Consider the following 19,754-nt stretch of genomic DNA (forward strand, 5'->3'; position numbering starts at 1 on the left):
TAAAAAAATCTTGAAAAAACTATTTTAATAAAATATCAACTTTATTGGGATATTATGTAATTCCAATTGATGGTATTCAAAATGTAAAACTTTGGAACACCGAAACTGACATTTATGTTTTTACGCGGAAGGATATATAATTTTTTTCGAATTTTAGCAAATTTATTTTTTCTAAAAAAGCAAAATTATAGCTTTGTATCAAGTTTACAACATGAACCAACAATTATGTACAAATTCTGAACATTTATACAATAAAACAATTGACTTAATTTAGAATAGTCAGTAATATTATGTTTAGAAAGTCGAAATTTTAGAAAAACATGGGGGGTCTGCTACTAAAAAACTATTTTGGTATTATATTTATATTTTTAAGGAGGAAAATTCATTGGGAAAATTTCGTAAACAACTTGCTAGTTTACTAGTATTTTTACTAGTATTCTCGAATTTCTCTTTTGTGGGCGCAGTAGGTGCACAAGGGAAAACGAATTTAGACGTCATTAATAACATCCTTCAACAACAATTAGAAGATGTTGAAACGCTAGACGGAGACGCAACGGTAGCTGCTTTTGCTGCAACTGATAGTGTCCGTGTAATCGTTGAATTAAAAGGTGAAACACCTATTGAGTATGCAACAAAGAAAGATGTTCTTTTCAAGGAATTAAGTGATTCTGAAAAGCAATCTTTAACTAACAAAGTGTTACAAGAACAAACTACGGTTAAGAATGCGCTTGCTTCAGAAGGCGTCATCTTTGACTACAAATACAACTTCACAACAAGCTTTAATGGTTTCAGTGGTGACGTTTTATTTGGAGACGTAGCAAAGATTGAAAACTTACCACAAGTTTCAAAAGTATACTTAGCGAACGAATACAATCGACCAGAAGTTGAACCGAACATGGACAAGAGTCACCAATTCATCCAATCGATTCAAACTTGGGCTGACGGACAGTTCAAAGGTGAAGGAATGGTTGTCGCTGTTCTTGATACAGGGGTTGACCCAGTTCACAAAGACTTCAATATTAGTGACGGTGTTGATGTTGCTTTAACTGAAGATGGTGTAAATGCGATCCTTTCAGAAAACAACATCAATGGGAAGTACTTTAACGAAAAAGTACCTTTCGGTTACAACTATTTTGACTTAAACAACCAAATTTTAGATCTTGGACCACACGCTTCTCACCATGGGATGCACGTTGCTGGTACTGTCGTAGCAAACGGAGCAATTATGGGTGTAGCTCCTGAAGCGCAAGTGTTAGGCATGAAAGTATTCTCTAATGATCCTAACTATCCATCAACGACATCAGACGTATACTTAGCTGCAATTGATGATTCTGTAAAATTAGGTGCGGATGTTCTAAACATGAGTTTAGGTTCAATTGCTTCTTTCTATGATGCTAATAGTGCAGAAGACGTTGCTATTACTAGAGCAGTAGACAACGGTGTTGTAGCTGCTGTATCTGCTGGTAACTCAGGTCATATTTTACGTGGCTATAGTGCTAGAAATCCATTCCACCACAACCCGGATATCGGGGTAGTTGGGGCGCCTGGATTAAACTATGACACAATTCAAGTTGCTGCTTCCGGCAACGAAGCTTACCTTTACCAAACGGCAATTACTGTAGAAGGCAGCTCATACTCTGCTGTTGGTTATGGTATGGACAGCTGGGTTGATCTTGATGGTCTTGAGTTAGTAGACCTTGGAGAAAAACTAGGTGGTAGTTTAGCAGATTACGATGGTGTTGACGTTGCTGGTAAAGTAGTTGTTGTACCACGTGGTGCATTCTCGTTTATCGCAAAAGTAGAAACTGCAGCTGCTGCAGGAGCGACTGGTATCATTGTTCGTAACAATGATCCAAGCTTATTTTTCTGGGAGAACCAAGGTGGATGGGATATTCCATTCATGCACGTTCAATTCCAAGATGGAAAAGACTTACAAGCGGCAATTGCTGCAGGTCATACAACATTAAAAACGAACGAACTTTCAAGAAAAGAAGATGTTGAAATGGGTCGTATGACTGACTTCACATCTTGGGGAACAACGCCAAGTTTAGAGTTAAAGCCTGAGCTAACTGCTCCTGGTGGAAACATTTATTCTACTATCCAAGGCGATGCTTATGGAGTGAAGAGTGGTACATCAATGGCTGCGCCTCACGTAGCTGGTGGTGCTGCACTTGTACAACAATATCTAAAGTCAGATGAAAGATTTGCTAGTTTAACAGCATCTGAGCGCACTCGTTTAGCGAAAGCCTTATTAATGAACTCAGGTTATGTGATTGAAGATTTAAATGGACAACCTTTCTCTCCTCGCCGTCAAGGTGCAGGTATGATGTCAACATACTACGCTGTAACTACACCTGTAGTTGTGACATACAAAGAAACAAACGAAGCAAAAGTTGAGCTTTATGACTTTGATAAAACGAATGTAGACTTTACATTAGTAGCAGAAAACTTAACTAACGAAGCTGTAACATATACTGTTGACACGCAAGTATTAACAGATACATTCCGTGAAATGGCTTCTGGTCCTAAGCAAAATGCTTTAATCGCTGGTGACTTTATTGGTGCAGTTGTAAATGCTCCAGAAACTGTAACAGTACCTGCTGGTGGTTCTGTAGAATTCACAGTAGCGATTGATTTTTCTGAGGCAAAAATTCCTGGTTTAACAACTAGTGGACAAGCTACAAGCATGGATCTAGTTAAGAACATTTTCGTTGAAGGTTTTGTTAACTTAACAGCTGACCAACAACCATCTTTATCAGTACCGTTCCTTGGTTTCTATGGTGACTGGTCTGAGCCATCAATTCTTGACGGTTTATTAATCTTTAATGAAGCTCGTCAATTTACGCCTTATGCGTCAGATGTAGTAAACGCAGCAGGACAATTTGTTCCTTTCTTAACAGATGATAAAGGTGATCGTTATCATGTAATTAACCCTGCTCACGCAACAATGAAAGCAGTTAATCCAATTACAGGATATTTACGTAATGCTCGTGAAGTTCAAATCAACATTTTAGATACGAATGAAAAATTATTACGTCGTGTTTTACAACAAACTGATGTACGCAAAAATTACTTTAATGCAGGAAACGCTCAACTTCATAGCTGGGTTACAGCAAGAGGGTGGGATGGTACTGTTCGTAATCAACTAGTTGCTGATGGCAAATATTTCTATGAAATCAAAGCTGTAGCAGACAAAGTAGGTGCGAAGTGGCAATCGAAAAAGGTTCCAGTTTTAGTTGATACAACTGCACCAGTAGTAACAATTGACTCTTTTGACAAAGCGTCAAATACAATCAAGTTTACTGCAACAGATGCTGGAATTGGTGTGAACCAAATCTTCGTATTTGTTGGTGAAGGTAATGATCCAGTTGCAACTCTTGACGCAGGTACAACAAGCTATACGTTTGCTTCACCAGTTGGAATTGCTGATGTAGCAGTTTATGCAACGGACAAAGTGAATAATGTTGGTTTCACTACTGGAACTATTGGTGATACAGTAGAACCATTAGTATTCTTAAGTTCTCCAGGTGCATTCTCAGCACACAGAACTCATGAAGTAACTGTTGCTGGTTATGCTACAGACAATGACCGTGTTGCAAGTGTCTCTGTAAACGGCAAAAAGGTAGATTTAACTTATAATGAAGAAAACAAGCGTTACAGCTTCTCAACTGTTCTAACATTCGAGAAAGATGGAATTGAAGAAATCATTGTTACTGCACTTGACGCTGCTGGAAACGAATTCTCAATTGCAAGAAGAGTATATCTTGATACTCAAGCTCCAACAATCAAAGCAAATGTAGCGAAATTCGTTAATCATGATGTAACAGAAGTTCCAGCTTCTTTCTTATTAGAAGATAACTTCCATTACCTATCATTCTTAATCGATGGTAGCCAAGAGTATCTATTACCATCTACGAATGTTGCTGGAGGACTTTTAAACGGTGCTTCTAAAACGTTCGAGACAACTCTTGAAGTTAAACCTGGTAACAACAAGTTTGAATTAAGATTAGTAGACTATGCTGGAAATGTAACAACACAAGAATTAAATGTTTACAGAAACGAAGTAGATTACCGTGTTGATCGTCTTGCTGGTCAAACACGTTTTGATACGGCTGTTAATGTAAGTAAAGAAGGATGGGAAACTTCGAACGTAGTAATCATTTCTCGTTCAGATGACTTCACAGATGCATTATCTGGAGCTCCTCTTGCGAAGAAACACGATGCTCCGATCCTATTAACAAACACAAAATCATTATCAAAAGCAACTGCAGCTGAAATTGCACGTCTTGGTGCAACTGAAGTAATCATCCTAGGTGGAGAGCTTGCTGTAAGTGCAGCTGTAGAAGCTGAGCTTAAGGCTTTAGTTCCAAACGTAAAACGTATTTCTGGTAAAACTAGATGGGAAACTTCAGCGTTAATCGCTCATGAAGTAGCTCCTGAAGGATCTAGCGAAGCAGTAGTAGTTTACGGTAGAGACTATGCAGATGCATTAGCGATCGCTCCTTATGCAGCAGCAAAAGGTATGCCAATTCTATTAACAGACAAAGAAAAGTTACCAAAAGCTACAGCAGATGCATTAGTAGCATTAAACGTTGAAACAACGTATGCATTAGGCGGACACTTAGTCATGTCTGACGATGTATTCAATGCACTTCCAGGAGGAGAGCGTTTTGCAGGAAAAACTCGTTTTGACACTGCATTAATGGTTGTAGAAAAATTCAACCAAGGCGCTGAGCACTTCTACGTAGCAACAACAAATGATTTCACTGATGCCCTTGCAGGTGCAGCTTTAGCAGCTAAAAAGGACACAGGTATCTTCTTAGTAGGTAACTCAGTTCGTGCGAACTTAAAGACTTACATTGCTGAGAACGGTGTAGAAACATTAACAGTACTTGGTGGCGAGCTTGCAATTTCAGCAGAACTTTTTGCTGAATTAGCTGGACTATACAAGAACTAATATAGAAAAATCCTGTCTAGAATTTCTAGACAGGATTTTTTTGTTTATTTGTGGTGTCCATTTGTGGTGTCTGACACCGCAAATGGACAAAACCTACAAAAAGTCCATGTGGAGAGTACAAGGGGGCAGCCACCGCAAATGGCAAGAAAGTAACTGAGTAAAAGGCGAAATTACTATTTAACAATAATGAGGATTTTTCACAATCTAGTAGTGAAGTAATAATTTGATTTTAAAAGATCTATAAAAGAATAAGTATGACTGAGTAAAAAGTCCTAACTAAAATTGTCGTATTAGATACCTGTTATGAAAAATGCTTAGGTTTTTGTTGAAATTAAATGAAAACATCCTACTTTATAATTGTTGTAAAATTCAGAATATTAAAGTTATAATTATTGTGGTTGTACCCTCAAATACATAGTTAATTAGGGAGGTGAATAGCTACATAAATTACTAGTTTACCAGTGTAATTGTACTACAATTTTACTACGAAAGGTTGGATTGGATGATCAGTAAAAAGTTTGTACGTTCATTAGTAGTTTTTTTAGCATTCGCTCTAATTTTATCTTCATTTAGCATGGGGGTATTTGCAAATGGAAGCAAAGGTAACCTTAATGCTAAGCCATTAGAATTAGCAGAATTATTTGGAGAACATGACCTTAAATCTTCAGCCCTTACAACTGTAATCGTTGAATTGAAAGCGCCTTCAATTGTTGAGGCGAAAAATAAAGGACAAAAACAAAGCAAAGCAAACTTAAAGAAAGAAAGAGAACAAGTAATCAAAGCGCTTAAAGGAAGCGCAGCAAAGGTTAAGAGAGAATATGATCATGTATTCTCAGGATTTTCAGTGGAGTTACCAGCAAATCAAATTCCTCAACTATTATCAACGCCAGGGGTAAAAGCAGTTTACCCTAACGTAACGTATACAGTTGATTCGTTAAATCTACAACCCGTTGATTTTGACTCAGTACCAAACATGATGGAAAGTGCTCCTTTCATCGGTTCAGACCTTGCATGGGCTGAAGGTTATACTGGTAAAGGATTAACAGTTGCAATTATTGATACGGGAGTGGACTATACTCATCCTGATTTAGCTCATGCGTTTGGAGACTATAAAGGCTGGGATTTTGTAAGCAATGATAACGACCCACAAGAGGGTCCTGGTCAATACCATGGTACACACGTAGCTGGAACAGTTGCAGCTAACGGTGCAATTAAAGGTGTTGCGCCTGATGCAAACTTATTAGCATACCGTGTGTTAGGTCCTAATGGTGGAACGACTGCTGATGTAGTTGCTGGTGTTGAATTAGCTGTTAAAGACGGTGCTGACATCATGAACCTTTCTCTAGGTAATACGTTAAACAATCCAGACTGGGCTACTTCAATTGCTCTAGACTGGGCAATGGCTGAAGGAGTAGTTGCAGTAACATCTAACGGAAACAGCGGTCCAAACAACTGGACAGTTGGCTCACCTGGTACATCTCGTGATGCAATTTCTGTTGGAGCTACACGATTACCTTACAATGTATATACATCTACAATCTCTACTACTGAAGGTGTAGAATATCATTCAGCAAAAGTAATGGGCTTCCCAAGTGACGAAGAATTACTTGCGCTTAATGGTAAAGAATACGAGTTTGTGTATGTAGGCTTAGCGTATGAAAAAGACTTTGAAGGAAAAGATTTAGAAGGGAAAATAGCCTTAATTTCTCGTGGTGATTTTGCCTTCGTTGATAAAGCGACGAACGCGAAAAATGCTGGTGCTGTCGGAGCAATCATCTTTAATAACGTTGCTGGAGAGCATGCGGATGTGCCAGGGATGGCTGTACCAACGATCAAAACAACATTAGCAGACGGACAAAAGCTTCTTGATGAATTAGAAGCAGGAAACAACACTGTTTCATTTAATATTGAATTTGATAAAGCTGTTGGCGAAACAATGGCAGACTTCTCTTCTAGAGGACCGGTTGCACTAACGTATATGATCAAACCAGATGTATCTGCTCCTGGTGTTAACATCGTAAGTACGTTCCCTGGAGAAGAATATGCAGCTCTTCAAGGAACGAGTATGTCAGCGCCACACGTAGCTGGTGCTGCAGCATTAATTTTACAAGCAAACCCTTCTTGGGGTCCAGATGAAGTGAAAGCAGCTTTAATGAATACTGCTGAAGATATGATTAATCCAGCTAATGGTAAAGTTTACGCACATAATACACAAGGTGCTGGAAGTATCCGTGTATTAGACGCAATCAACGCTACAACTCTTGTAGTACCTGGAAGCCATTCTTTCGGTAAGTTTGTCAAAGACACTGGCCGACAAGTCGAAAGACAAAGCTTTACGCTTAAGAATCTTTCTAGCGAAAGAAAAAGTTATAGCTTTAAAGTAGAGTTTGCAGGAAATCCGGATGCAATTAAAGTTACAACAAGTAACAACCTTAATGTACTTGCTAATAAAACACAACAAGTGAACTTCAATGTTCAAGTTGACACTTCAAAACTTAAGCCTGGTTACTATGAAGCAACAATTAAAGTAAGCGATGGAACGACAACGATTGATGTACCATCTATTCTTTTTGTAGGTGAGCCAGATTATCCTCGTGTAACAGGTATGTTCTTTGGGAAGGAAGATGCTGAAAATTATTATGTTGGATCTTACTTGCCAGGTGGTGCTGATGTTTTAGAATATGATATTCACGTCCTTGGCCCTGGTAATACAATTGGAGCACTTCTTGGTACAATTGGTGAATTTACTAATGCCTCTGCACCAATCCATGAATTTTTATGGAATGGGCAATTAAATGGCAATAATTTACCTAACGGAGATTATGTATTAATTGTTTGGGCAGAAAAAGCTGGAGTAACTAATTATAGAGCTGCGATAGTAACTAAGGACTAAGATTAAAAAAAGCCAAGTCGATTGACTTGGCTTTTTTCTATTACAAAAAAACTCCCACCAAAGTGAGAGTTTTACAATACTATTATGAAAAATAAGCAACTAATACTGCTAAAACGATGAATAATGTTGCTAGAACAACAGTTGCCTTTTGAAAAACTGCATCTATTCCACGAGCTTTTTGTTTCCCCACTAATTGTTCCGCACCACCTGAGATGGCACCTGCTAATCCTGCACTACGACCGGATTGTAATAAAACAACTGCAATAAGTAAAAGTGAAACAATTACTAATAATACTGTTAAGAAAGCTTGCATGACATACACCTCCAACGTGAGTTTACATTATTCTAAATTTACCATAACATCAGCTATTGTACAAGTACTGCAAAATGGTATTTAACTGAAATAACTGAAACAAATTCAATGACACAAGCGTATATCTAGAGTAAGATGGTAGTCGTCGAGCATTTTTCCAATATATTCTACATTTTCGAAATGAGGGTTGAAAAATGATTGGCTGTTTATGTATTCATGGATTCACTGGAGAGGCTAAAGAGGTAGAGCCACTGACGAATTTTTTGAAACAGAAAAAAGATTGGTTAGTGTATTCACCAACGCTACCTGGCCACGGTAGTAAAGATGGGTTAAAGAAGGCGAACTTTAAGCATTGGCTATATGCTGCGCAAGTGGCTGCTGAAGAGTTACTAAAACGGTGTGATAAGGTTTACGTCATTGGGTTTTCAATGGGAGGCATGATTGCTTCCTACGTTGCTGCGAAATATCCGGTTGATAAACTAATACTCTTAAGCGCCTCGGCATACTATCTAAATCCAAAACAAATCATCCAGGATATGAAGGGGTGGATCATTGAAGGCTGGCGAGGGGAGCTAGAAAATGACCACCTTTACAAGCTCTACCGAAAAAAGGTGATTGATACGCCTGTGAAAGCGACAATTGAATTTGCGAAAACAGTTTATATAACGCGACCAATTTTAAAAAAAGTAAGAGTTCCTACTCTCATAGTTCAAGGGGAATGTGATGGGTTAGTTCCCCCGAAAAAAAGCGCAGAGTATATATATGAAATGATTAGTTCGACTGAAAAGCAGTTATACTACTTTAAAAACTCAAAGCACTATATTTGGCTCGGCGAAGAGCGCGAGGATCTATTAGAGATTATTAATCATTTTCTTGAAAGCTAATGGAGGTTTAACGATATGAAAGTAGCAGCACCAAAACCATTTCTTTTTGAAGGAGGCGATCGCGCCGTACTACTTCTGCACGGCTTCACCGGAAGTTCTGCAGATGTGCGCATGCTCGGCAGATTTTTGCAGAAGAAAGGCTATACATGCCACGCGCCTCAATATAAAGGTCATGGTGTGCCCCCTGAAGAATTGGTTCATACAGGACCAGATGATTGGTGGCAGGATGTTCTTGACGGCTACAATTTCTTAAAAGAGCGCGGTTACGAAGAAATAGCCGTCGCTGGCCTTTCTCTTGGAGGGGTATTTTCTTTAAAATTAGGTTACACTTTACCTGTAAAGGGAATAATTCCAATGTGTGCGCCAATGCACATTAAAAGCGAAGAAATCATGTACAAAGGTGTACTAGCTTATGCTGAGGAATATAAGAAGCGGGAGCAAAAAAGTGAAGCAGAAATTAGCACGGAAATGGACGAGTTCCGAAAGACACCAATGACTACTTTAAAAGCCCTACAAGGACTTTTACAAGAGGTACGAGATAATGTTGATATGATTTACACACCAACCTTCGTTGTACAAGCACGCCACGACGAAATGATTAACACAGAAAGTGCTGATATCATTCATGACCACATACAGTCAGAAGAAAAGCAGTTAAAGTGGTATGAAAACTCTACACACGTCATCACCCTCGGAGCAGAAAAAGACCAGCTCCACGAAGATGTGCATAGTTTTCTAGAAACGATCTGGGGGGTCTGACCCCCAGTGATGCAACGCTTTAAAGTGGTGGGGGTCAGTCCCCCAACAATGTACCGCTTTAAAGCACTGGGGGTCAGACCCCCTAAAAAAGGAGGTTATAACATGGATTATGCAAAACGAAAAGAACAGTTGCTAGCGTTTATGCGCGAAGAGGCGTATAAGCCGCTTTCGGTAACTGAGCTAGAAGCAGCGTTTGGAATCACAGATTCTAGTGAATTTAAGGATTTTGTAAAAGTATTAAATGAGATGGAGCAAAACGGCCTCATCGTTAGAACAAGAAGTAACCGTTATGGTTTACCTGAGAAAATGAATCTTGTCCGTGGGAAGGTACAAGCTAATGCCAAGGGGTTTGCCTTTATCATCCCAGAAGACAATATGTCAGAACGAGATATCTATGTGAATAGTGCTGACATGAACAGTGCAATGAATGGGGATATCGTATTAGTGCGACTCCATCCAAAATCAGAAGGGGCTCGCCCAGAAGGCCAAGTCATCCGCATTTTAGAACGAGGACTTACCCAAGTAGTAGGTACATACTCTGAAAATAAGTTTTATGGCTTTGTAATTGCAGATGACAAGAGAATTCCTAATGATATCTTCATCCCTAAAGACGCCAATGCTGGTGCCGTAGATGGCCACAAGGTCGTGGTAAATATCACGAAATATCCTGAAGGGCGTATGAGTGCAGAAGGTGAGGTAGTCACGATCCTAGGTCATAAAATGACCCAGGTGTCGACATTCTATCGATCATTCACAAGCATGGCTTACCGCTTGACTTCCCTGAGGAAGTATTAGCGCAAGCAAATTCGGTTCCAGATGAAATTGATCCAGAAGAAATTAAAGGACGCCGTGACCTACGTGATCAAACGATTGTGACGATCGATGGTGCAGATGCTAAGGACCTTGACGACGCGGTCAACGTCGAGCGTTTGGAAAATGGCAACTACAAGCTAGGCGTTCATATTGCCGACGTTAGCTACTACGTAACAGAAGATTCACCAATCGATAAAGAAGCGTTTGAGCGAGCAACGAGCTGCTATTTAGTAGACAGAGTTATTCCGATGATCCCTCATCGTTTATCTAATGGGATCTGTTCATTAAATCCGAAGGTTGACCGTCTCACACTTTCATGTGAAATGGAAATCAACCCTGAGGGCCAAGTCGTAAGCCATGACATTTTCCAAAGTGTTATCCGCACTACCGAACGAATGACATATACCGATGTCCGTAAAATATTAAATGATGAAGATGAAGAAGTAACAAAGCGTTACGAACCACTGATTCCATTTTTCAAGCAAATGGGTGAGTTAGCAGATATTCTTCGTAAAAAACGGATGGAGCGAGGCGCGATCGATTTTGACTTCAAAGAATCGAAGGTGCTTGTTGATGAAGAAGGCACACCAACTGATGTCGTCCTTCGTGAGCGCTCTGTAGCTGAAAAACTCATTGAAGAGTTTATGCTAGCTGCCAACGAAACGATCGCTGAACACTTCCATTGGATGAAAGTACCGTTTATGTACCGAATTCACGAAGACCCGGATGCTGAGAAGCTAACACGCTTTTTAGAATTCATCACGAACTTTGGTTACGTTGTTCGCGGTACAGCAAACACCCTACATCCAAGATCGCTCCAAATGCTTCTTGATGAAGTTCGCGGTGAGCCGGAAGAAACGGTGATTAGTACCGTCATGCTTCGTTCCATGAAGCAAGCAAAATATGATCATAATAGCTTAGGCCACTTTGGTCTTTCAACAGAGTACTATACGCATTTCACGTCACCAATTCGTCGTTACCCAGACTTAATTGTTCATCGTCTAATTCGTAAGTATTTAATTGAAGGTAAAACAGATGAACAAACAACAAGTCACTGGGGTGAAAAACTTCCAGTCATCGCAAGCCATTCATCAGAAATGGAACGCCGTGCCGTTGAAGCAGAACGTGATACCGATACATTAAAGAAAGTTCAATTCATGCAAGATAAAATTGGTGAGCAGTTTGAAGGTATGATTTCCGGGGTTACTAACTTTGGGATCTTCGTTGAGTTACCAAATACAATTGAAGGACTTGTTCACGTAAGTTATCTAACTGATGACTATTACCACTACGATGAAAAGCAGTACGCGATGATCGGTGAACGAACAGGCAACGTCTTCCGTATTGGTGATGAAATCGAAATTAAAGTCATCGGCGTTAACGTTGATGAGATGTCGATCGATTTTGAAGTCGTTGGCATGAAAGCGAGAAAAGAACGTCCACAACGCGAAAAGCCAAAAGTCATTGTTGGCGGTGGAAAACGCAAAGATCGTAGCGGCGGCGATGGACGTGGTGGAGCAGCAAGCGGTACCGGTCCTAAAAAAGATGGCAAGGCAAAACCAAGCGACAGACAAAAACCAGGCGGCGCCAAAAAGAAGAAATTTTACGAAAACGCACCTAAAGCAAAACGCAATAAAGGAAAAAAACGTAGTAAGTAGTTATGAGTTGTGAGTGATGAGTTTTGAGTGGTTTTAGGTTGGGCTTCGAAGCTATACCTGAGAGTAACTCAAAACTCAAAACTCAAAGCTCTGCCTGAGCATCTTGATAAACTTCAATTGAAATGTTATGATTTAGGGACGATGATTGTAAAGAGGTGTTATAATGGCTAAGCTTGATGGGAAAGTTGTTGCTCAAAACAAAAAAGCAAATCACGACTACTTTATAGAAGAAACGTATGAGACAGGCATTGTTCTTACTGGTACTGAAATAAAGTCTATTCGTGCTGGCAAAGCCAATATTAAAGACTCCTTTGCCCGGATCAAAAATGGCGAGGTATTTCTCTGGAATGCCCACATTAGTCCATACGAGCAGGGAAACCGCTACAATCACGATCCTTTACGAACACGTAAACTTTTAATGAAGAAAAAAGAGATTAGTAAGCTCATTGGTATTACGAAAGAGCAAGGCTACACTCTTGTCCCGTTAAAGATTTATTTAAAAAACGGCTTCGCAAAAGTTTTAATCGGACTAGGTAAAGGAAAGAAAAACTACGATAAGCGCGAGTCTTTAAAAGAAAAAGATGCCAAGCGCCAAATCGAAAAAGCATTTAGAGAACGACAAAAACAATAATTTCCATTTATGTCGAATGATCTTTGTGCTATAATCAATTTGTAAGTTAAGTTATGAGTTATGAGTTACTGAAAGCTTCTCAGAGTTGCTTCAAAAAGCATCACTGATAATGCATAAACAAACTCAAAACTCAAAATTACTTTGTTAATCTGGGGACGTTTTGGATTCGACAGGGATAGTTTGAGCTTAAGTGGCGAGTCGAGGGGGTCGGCCTCGTTAAAACGCCAACGCCTATAACTGGCAAACCTAATTACGCTTTAGCTGCTTAATATAAAGTAGCTGCTCCTCCCTCCATCGCCCATGTGGTAGGGGTCGGGGCTCAACTTAGTGGGATACGCCGGTTGTTCACCGTCTGAGGACGAAGGAAGAGATTAACCAGACTAGCATCAAGGACGCCTGTCACTAGGCAAAGTTGATTGCGAAACGCTAATGTAGTGACTACACTCGTAGAAGCTTAAGTGCCAATGTTTCTGGACGTGGGTTCGATTAGTAAAATGGTCGCCTTGTGTGGTGACACACAAGTGATAACTTGGCTTTATCGGTGAACTCTAAGTCGCAAACGCGATACGGTAACACCGAGCGGTATGTGGAGCAATCCAACAGCCGTGTATCGACTTATAGGCTACCTAATAGGTAGTACTAGGATGCAGGATCCTGCCAAAAGGCAAAACTACATTCTGCATAATACGCCAAGGGACTTGAGAACACTCAAGTTCAAGATATAGTCAGTGCCACCGCGAAAGCGTGGAATAACATGTCCCACCGTCTCCACCAATATTACCAACATCAACCGCGTAGCCGTGTAACTTAAACCATATTATTGCCACTAAGGCAAGGATATGCTTTATGAAACTTTAGGCAACGAATTGCTTTAACTTTATTAATTTAAACTAAGATTTGTAATAAAAACCGTAGCTGTAGAACGAATTAAAAAAAGATCCTGTATAACTTAGTGCCACTAAGTTATACAGGATCTTTTTTGATGCAGTTGTAATAAATGCTGCATTGGTTTTCGTTTTAAATTACCGATATTTAGCTAAATATCTTAAAAATTCCAACCCATATATTTTTTAGAGGATGAAATGGCGCAGATATTCAGAGCAATTGAGAGGTACCCAGTATTGCCTTCGGCTTACTGCTGATTAATACCCGGACGCCATTCGTCGTACTGAAGCTGATTTTGAAGATGTCATTCAGATAGAGGAATATACGATGAAAGTGGCAGATTTTCTGAAACAAAGAAGATGATGAATATTGCAAAGAGCATGGCTTGAGAACATCAGAGTTAGACTAACCGAGAAATTATTCGGTGGAAGAAAGCTACTTAATGGGTATTGGGTAGACGAAGATAATTGTTGGCATATCCAGCAAGAGCAAGCTAAAGTTATCAAACGAAACCAAGTGATTTAGTTGTGATGCTTGACATTGAGTGATAAAATGAAGAGAGAATCGTGTACTTTAACAAATGAAAAATTTAACATACATTGTAATTAAAGCAAACTTTACCACTATTTTTTGAGGCGCAAAGGACGTATGTGCCTTATATTTTTATCATAAGCACTTCTAAAGAAAGTAGGTGAATCCGCATGGCAACAATAGAACAGATTAAAGCTTTAATAAGAGCGCATTCGATAGTAATGAAGAGAAATTTAAAACTGTTGTTTTGCAAATTGCGGCTCACGAAGCAAAAGTAGGTCATACAGCAAGTGCTCGTGAAATTAAAGAAATTATTCAAAACCCAAAATATCTAAACAAAAATAAGGTTGTAGCATTAAATAATGGATTAGACATTCTTGAACAAAAGATGACTCATGTCCATTTATCTGATTTAATCGTTTCGGTTGAGATAGAAGAAAAAATCAAACGTTTAATCAATGAGTATCACAAAAAAGATCTCTTAAGAAAAAATGGACTTATGAATCGTTCAAAACTGTTACTTGCAGGTGATCCTGGTACAGGGAAAACCATGACTGCTTCGGTTATAGCCAACGAGTTATATTTACCGCTTTATGTAATACAATTTGATCGGTTGATAACGAAATACATGGGTGAAACAAGTGCAAAACTTCGACAAGTATTCGATCAGATAAAGGAAGTTCGAGGGGTATATTTATTTGATGAGTTTGATGCTATAGGGTCAGATAGAAACTTAGATAATGATGTAGGCGAGATGAGAAGAATCTTAAATTCATTTTTACAGAATCTTGAAGATGATGAATCCTATAGTATTATCATCGCAGCAACCAATAATCCGAGCATTTTAGACAATGCTCTATTTAGAAGATTTGATGATGTGATGGAATATAAAAATCCTGATATCGAACAAATCACAAGGTTATTTAAGATGAAGCTTCATGGCAAAGCATCTAACAATATTTTTACAGAAGATGTGTACAAAGAGGCTAAAGGATTAAATCATGCAGACATTGTTAAAGCGTGTGAGGAAGCAGTTAAGTATTCTATCTTAGAGGATCAGCTGATTACAAAAAACATACTATTAAATTACATTAAAGATCGGAAGAATTATTATAAATATAAGGAGGCTTAGGCAATAAATGAAACCAGAATTAAGCAACTTATATATTAATCAATCCTCTCAAACAGTTAATTACACACCAATTGTCTCCAACGGTGGAAAAGGTAATTATCCCGTTAGAACTAGTAGACGTAGCCATGCAGAACGATTAGAAGAAAGCTTAACAAAAGCGTGGGAAGAAGCTGAAAAACAACAGGAAACTTTAGGTGCGGTTTCGGTATCTTCTCAACACGGTGTATATTTAGAAATTAAGGGTCAGGCTGGTTATGATCTGATTACTAAAAGCTTAGAGAATACAACGCAAAAAGTTAGGATTTGTAATATAAAAAGTGAAGATGATGGTGAGGAGCAAAAAGTTGTAAGCTCCACTGTTTTTGTCCCTGAAAACAAAAGGGATTTTTTTGTTAAGAAATTAAATAAGTACAAAGAAACAGAGACTGAAGAAAAAGTAATTGGAACAATAGAGAGTATTAATCTAGCAATGGTCGATGCTCTTTGGATGAGCGATAAAAATGAATTACCCAACAATACTCCTAAATGGTGTGAAGTGTGGTTAATGTTTGATATGAAAGAAGAAGTGGACACCATTATTGGAGAATTTTTTCGAATTTGTGATGAAAGACAAATCCAGCATAAAAATCAAAAAATAGTATTTCCAGAGAGGGTCGTATTAGGAGTAAGAGCCAATAAGCAGCAATTATCAGAATTGCAATGGTTAAGTTCTAGAATTGCAGAATTCAGAATTATGGTTACCCCAATAAGCTTTTTTGAAGAGCTTTCTGAATTAGATCAAAGAGACTTTGTAAAAGATTTAGTAGAAAGACTAGATATTTCAGAACAGTCAAATACTTCGGTCTGTTTACTTGATACAGGTGTTAATAATGGTCATGATTTGTTAGCGCCATTTTTAACTGATGAAAATATGCATGCAGTAGATCCTTCAAAGGCGTGTATGACATTGCTAATCATGGTACAAGAATGGCTGGAATAGCATCTTACTTTACACTTGAAGATAAACTTGAAAATACTACTCCTGTTGTAGTTAATCACTTTTTAGAGTCTGTAAAGTTATTTGATCGTAGTGATGATAATCAAAGAGAATTATATGGATATGTTACCGAAAGTGCTATTAGTTTAGCGGAAATACAAAATCCTGAGACTAATAGAGCAATTTGTATGGCTATTACGGCTCCCACGAATACACTTAAAGGTGATGGACGACCTTCCTCATGGTCAGGAGCGATTGATTCTATTATTTCAGGTGCAAATGTAATAGAGGAAACGGATATAAAAAGAAAGCTTATGTTCATTTCTGCAGGAAATACAAGTGTTACAGAGATTAGCGAATCAGGTGATGTAAAAACTGCTGTCATCAACCATGCAATTGAAGATCCTGCACAAGCTTGGAATGCTATTACTGTAGGTGCTTATACAGTCAAATACCAAATACCTGAAGAATTAAGTGGTACATATCATCCAGTTGTGGAACCTGGCTGTTTCTCACCATTTACCTCTAGCTCACTTACGTGGAGTATTAAATGGCCGGTGAAACCAGATATAGTTTTAGAGGGTGGAAATTTAGCTTATGATGAAAATTCTAATTTTTATACAGAATTACCAGATCTACAACTTTTGACGACAAGTAAAGATGCTGCGACGGGTAAATCATTCGATACACTTAGTATGACAAGTTCTGCAACAGCACAAGCTACATGGATGGGTGCAAATATTCTACATCATTATCCTGAACTATGGCCAGAAACAATAAGGGCTTTGATGATTCATTCAGCTGAATGGACAGATGCAATGAAAAATGCTTGTTTTGAGAATAATCCCCCAAAAAGAATGGATTATAGAAACTTATTGAGAACTTGTGGGTATGGTGTGCCAAATCTTCGAAAGCACTTTGGAGTGTTTCTAATAGAGTTAACCTTATTATAGAAGATGAAATTCAACCTTTTTATAAGAAGGCTAGTGGAAGCATTACTTCAAAAGAAATGCATATTCATAATATACCTTGGCCAGATGATGTATTACTTAGTCTGGAAGATAAAAATGTAAAGATGCGAGTTACATTGTCTTATTTTACTGAACCAGGTCCTGGAGAAGTTGGCTGGAAAGATAAATACCGATATCCTTCTTGTGGCCTGCTGTTTGATGTTAATAATTCAACTGAGGATCAAGATAATTTCTTGAAGAGAATTAATAAGGCTATGCGAGATGATGAGCAAGATAAAGGTGATGTAAAAAAACGATAGCAGCCGTTGGGTTATTGGGGCATCTAATAGAAACGTAGGATCCGTTCATTCTGATATTTGGGAAGGAACGGCAAGTGAATTAAGTCAAAGCAATCAAATAGCTGTTTATCCAATAACGGGATGGTGGAAACTGAGAACGAACTTAAAGAAATATAATTCAAAGATTAGATATTCTTTAATAGTAAGTATTGAGGCACCTGAGACAGAAGTTGATTTATATTCTGTCATAAAAAATAAAATTGAATCTAAAGTTAGTGTTGAAAAATCGTACTACTGTATCTACAGAAGTTACATATAGAAAATAAATGTTACTTGATACAAAAAGTTAAAACACGAAAGTGCAGGGATGATTCTTGCGTTTCTTTTCATTGTTTCACCGCCCTTCACCACACGAATAATCCTATTGCACGAAAAAATCCCAAACAAGAGCAAATAGTCTAACTAGGACATCTACTTTTATTTTTTAGCGCAGGGACGGTTATTTTAAATCCTATCTGTTAGAAATATGGTACGAACAATTACGCACTCCGAACAATGACAGATTGTTTACCACTTCAAAATTTTTGATGAAAAAGACAAAAAACATATTTTTGAGATCAATTGCTATACGAAATAATTGGATGATTTTCAATAAGGTAAGTATCCTGCAAACAAGGGCTGATTGTTGAGTAGCTTTATATTACGTAATAGACGTATACTGTGCAACAATGAACATTAAGTTTTGGATAATGTTTATATTTTAGCGGAACAATGAGTTAGTAAATTGAGGATAAAATACTTCAAAGGTACCTTATATAATATACATGGTACCTTCTTTTAAAAATGATTAATAAAATCTAAGTTAGATTAAAAGTATTTTTTATAAAATTCTTGTCTCAATTTCCCACTCAACTGAGCATAAATACGAGTAGTTTCACTTTTTTCATGCCCAAGTAAACTCTGTATTACATCAAGAGGAGCTCCGTTATTAAGTAAATGAGTTGCAAAACTGTGTCTTAATTGATGAGGGTATATTGTCTTATCTATACCAGCCCGACTCGATATCCGCTTAACAACATACCTCATCTGGGCAATGCTCATTCGGTGAGGACTTCGCTCCGTTACAAAAATGGCAGGGTTTTGATCTGTTCGCTCTTGAAGGTAACGCTTTAACCAAATATCACATCTGATATTAAAATACACTTCACGCTCCTTATCACCTTTCCCTCTTACAATTGCTGAATGATCCCCAAAATTAATACAATTCTTATTTAATGAAACGATCTCACCAATTCTACATCCCGTCGAAAACATAAATTCAAACAAGGCCTTCTCCATTGTGGTATGGCAACCTTCCCTTAAATGCTCAATTTCTCGTTCTGTTAAAAACTTTGGGATTCGTTTTCCCACTTTGGGTTCCTTGATTTTGGCAGCTGGATTAGCGGTTATATGACCTTCCTCGTGTAACCAACGGAAAAATGACCGGATAAAACGAACACGATGAGCAAGACTCGATGGTTTTAATCCTTCGCTGGATGAAGCTAAGTAATCTTTAATTCCTTGAGTTGTAACGGATTGAGGGTTAATATCTTGGAAGTGACGGACTAAGAGATTTGCTTGCAGTCGGTAGGCATTCAAGGTATGGGGCGAAAATCCTTCAATTCTTTTCTCAGCTTTGTATGCTTCCCAGGCTTTAGTTAGTTGCACTGCTTGATCCCTCCTATGTATTATGTGTATTTTAGAGGAATTATTTCCAATTTTATGAAAAATAAGAACAACTATTAGTACTTTTCTGGTATTATTTACGTATGAAGGTTAGTCGCTTTGTGAATTAATTCACTTAAACTCCCTCAGTTAGATAGATATATCTCTCGAATGCTCACTTATTCGCAGGATTTCAAACCACTTGATCGTACTATGACTGAATAATGGATAGATTTTTGAGAGTAAGAGCTACATGAAGGCGTGCAGGAATAAAGGAGGTAGTGTCTAACTCCATTTATTACCAGATATTGCACGTATTCTCCACGCCGCCCCTGGAGGCTTTCCCTCCCATGTCTCAACGGGTCTAAG

At 38.3% G+C, this 19,754-nt stretch carries 12 protein-coding genes, 1 other RNA gene and 1 pseudogene; 12 read left to right on the top strand and 2 right to left on the bottom strand.

The genetic code is table 11. From position 1 onward, the window contains the following. The first annotated feature begins 385 nt into the window (after positions 1–385). Together H1D32_RS22950 and H1D32_RS22955 are read left to right on the top strand one after the other, a co-directional pair. The gene (locus H1D32_RS22950; protein ID WP_261180514.1) at positions 386–4,957 is read left to right on the top strand and encodes a cell wall-binding repeat-containing protein; all 4,572 of its coding nucleotides are present in this window, start codon (positions 386–388) and stop codon (positions 4,955–4,957) included. 502 nt (positions 4,958–5,459) lie between these two features. Continuing rightward, positions 5,460–7,850 carry a S8 family serine peptidase gene (locus H1D32_RS22955; protein WP_261180515.1) on the top strand — a complete coding sequence of 797 codons (2,391 nt, stop codon included), beginning with the start codon at positions 5,460–5,462 and terminating at the stop codon, positions 7,848–7,850. 82 nt (positions 7,851–7,932) lie between these two features. Here H1D32_RS22955 and secG read toward each other — a convergent pair whose 3' ends face one another. Then, entirely contained in the window at positions 7,933–8,163 is a 231-nt protein-coding gene (gene secG, locus H1D32_RS22960; RefSeq protein ID WP_261180516.1) for a preprotein translocase subunit SecG, read from the bottom strand. A gap of 194 nt (positions 8,164–8,357) precedes the next feature. Here secG and H1D32_RS22965 point away from each other — a divergent pair, with 194 nt between their 5' ends. The 10 genes and pseudogenes from H1D32_RS22965 (at position 8,358) to H1D32_RS23010 (ending at position 17,702) form a co-directional block, all read left to right on the top strand. Beyond that, on the top strand, positions 8,358–9,047 hold the full coding sequence (locus H1D32_RS22965) for an alpha/beta hydrolase (protein WP_261180517.1): 690 nt from the start codon (positions 8,358–8,360) through the stop codon (positions 9,045–9,047). Positions 9,048–9,062: 15 nt separating this feature from the next. Further along, a complete protein-coding gene (locus tag H1D32_RS22970; RefSeq protein ID WP_261180518.1) occupies positions 9,063–9,806 on the top strand; it encodes an alpha/beta hydrolase in 744 nt (247 codons plus the stop codon). 102 nt (positions 9,807–9,908) lie between these two features. Beyond that, a pseudogene (rnr, locus tag H1D32_RS22975) lies at positions 9,909–12,277 on the top strand (ribonuclease R). A gap of 163 nt (positions 12,278–12,440) precedes the next feature. After that, entirely contained in the window at positions 12,441–12,908 is a 468-nt protein-coding gene (gene smpB, locus H1D32_RS22980; RefSeq protein WP_261180519.1) for an SsrA-binding protein SmpB, read from the top strand. A gap of 159 nt (positions 12,909–13,067) precedes the next feature. Next, positions 13,068–13,397, top strand: a transfer-messenger RNA (tmRNA) gene (gene ssrA, locus H1D32_RS22985). Between the two features lie 765 nt (positions 13,398–14,162). Then, complete coding sequence (locus H1D32_RS22990) at positions 14,163–14,318, top strand: hypothetical protein (protein ID WP_261180520.1); 156 nt, start codon at positions 14,163–14,165, stop codon at positions 14,316–14,318. A 253-nt stretch (positions 14,319–14,571) separates the two neighbouring features. Beyond that, the gene (locus H1D32_RS22995; RefSeq protein WP_261180521.1) at positions 14,572–15,456 is read left to right on the top strand and encodes an AAA family ATPase; all 885 of its coding nucleotides are present in this window, start codon (positions 14,572–14,574) and stop codon (positions 15,454–15,456) included. Positions 15,457–15,463: 7 nt separating this feature from the next. Then, positions 15,464–16,435 carry a hypothetical protein gene (locus H1D32_RS23000; protein WP_261180522.1) on the top strand — a complete coding sequence of 324 codons (972 nt, stop codon included), beginning with the start codon at positions 15,464–15,466 and terminating at the stop codon, positions 16,433–16,435. Further along, complete coding sequence (locus tag H1D32_RS23005) at positions 16,393–17,385, top strand: S8 family peptidase (protein WP_261180523.1); 993 nt, start codon at positions 16,393–16,395, stop codon at positions 17,383–17,385. Before H1D32_RS23000 ends, H1D32_RS23005 begins: the two co-directional genes overlap by 43 nt. A gap of 122 nt (positions 17,386–17,507) precedes the next feature. Further along, a complete protein-coding gene (locus tag H1D32_RS23010; RefSeq protein WP_261180524.1) occupies positions 17,508–17,702 on the top strand; it encodes a hypothetical protein in 195 nt (64 codons plus the stop codon). 846 nt (positions 17,703–18,548) lie between these two features. Here the strand turns inward: H1D32_RS23010 and xerA are convergent. Beyond that, the gene (gene xerA / locus H1D32_RS23015) at positions 18,549–19,388 is read right to left on the bottom strand and encodes a site-specific tyrosine recombinase/integron integrase (protein WP_261180525.1); all 840 of its coding nucleotides are present in this window, start codon (positions 19,386–19,388) and stop codon (positions 18,549–18,551) included. Positions 19,389–19,754: the final 366 nt, after the last annotated feature.

This window comes from Anaerobacillus sp. CMMVII, from assembly GCF_025377685.1.
Taxonomy (GTDB): Bacteria; Bacillota; Bacilli; order Bacillales; family Anaerobacillaceae; genus Anaerobacillus.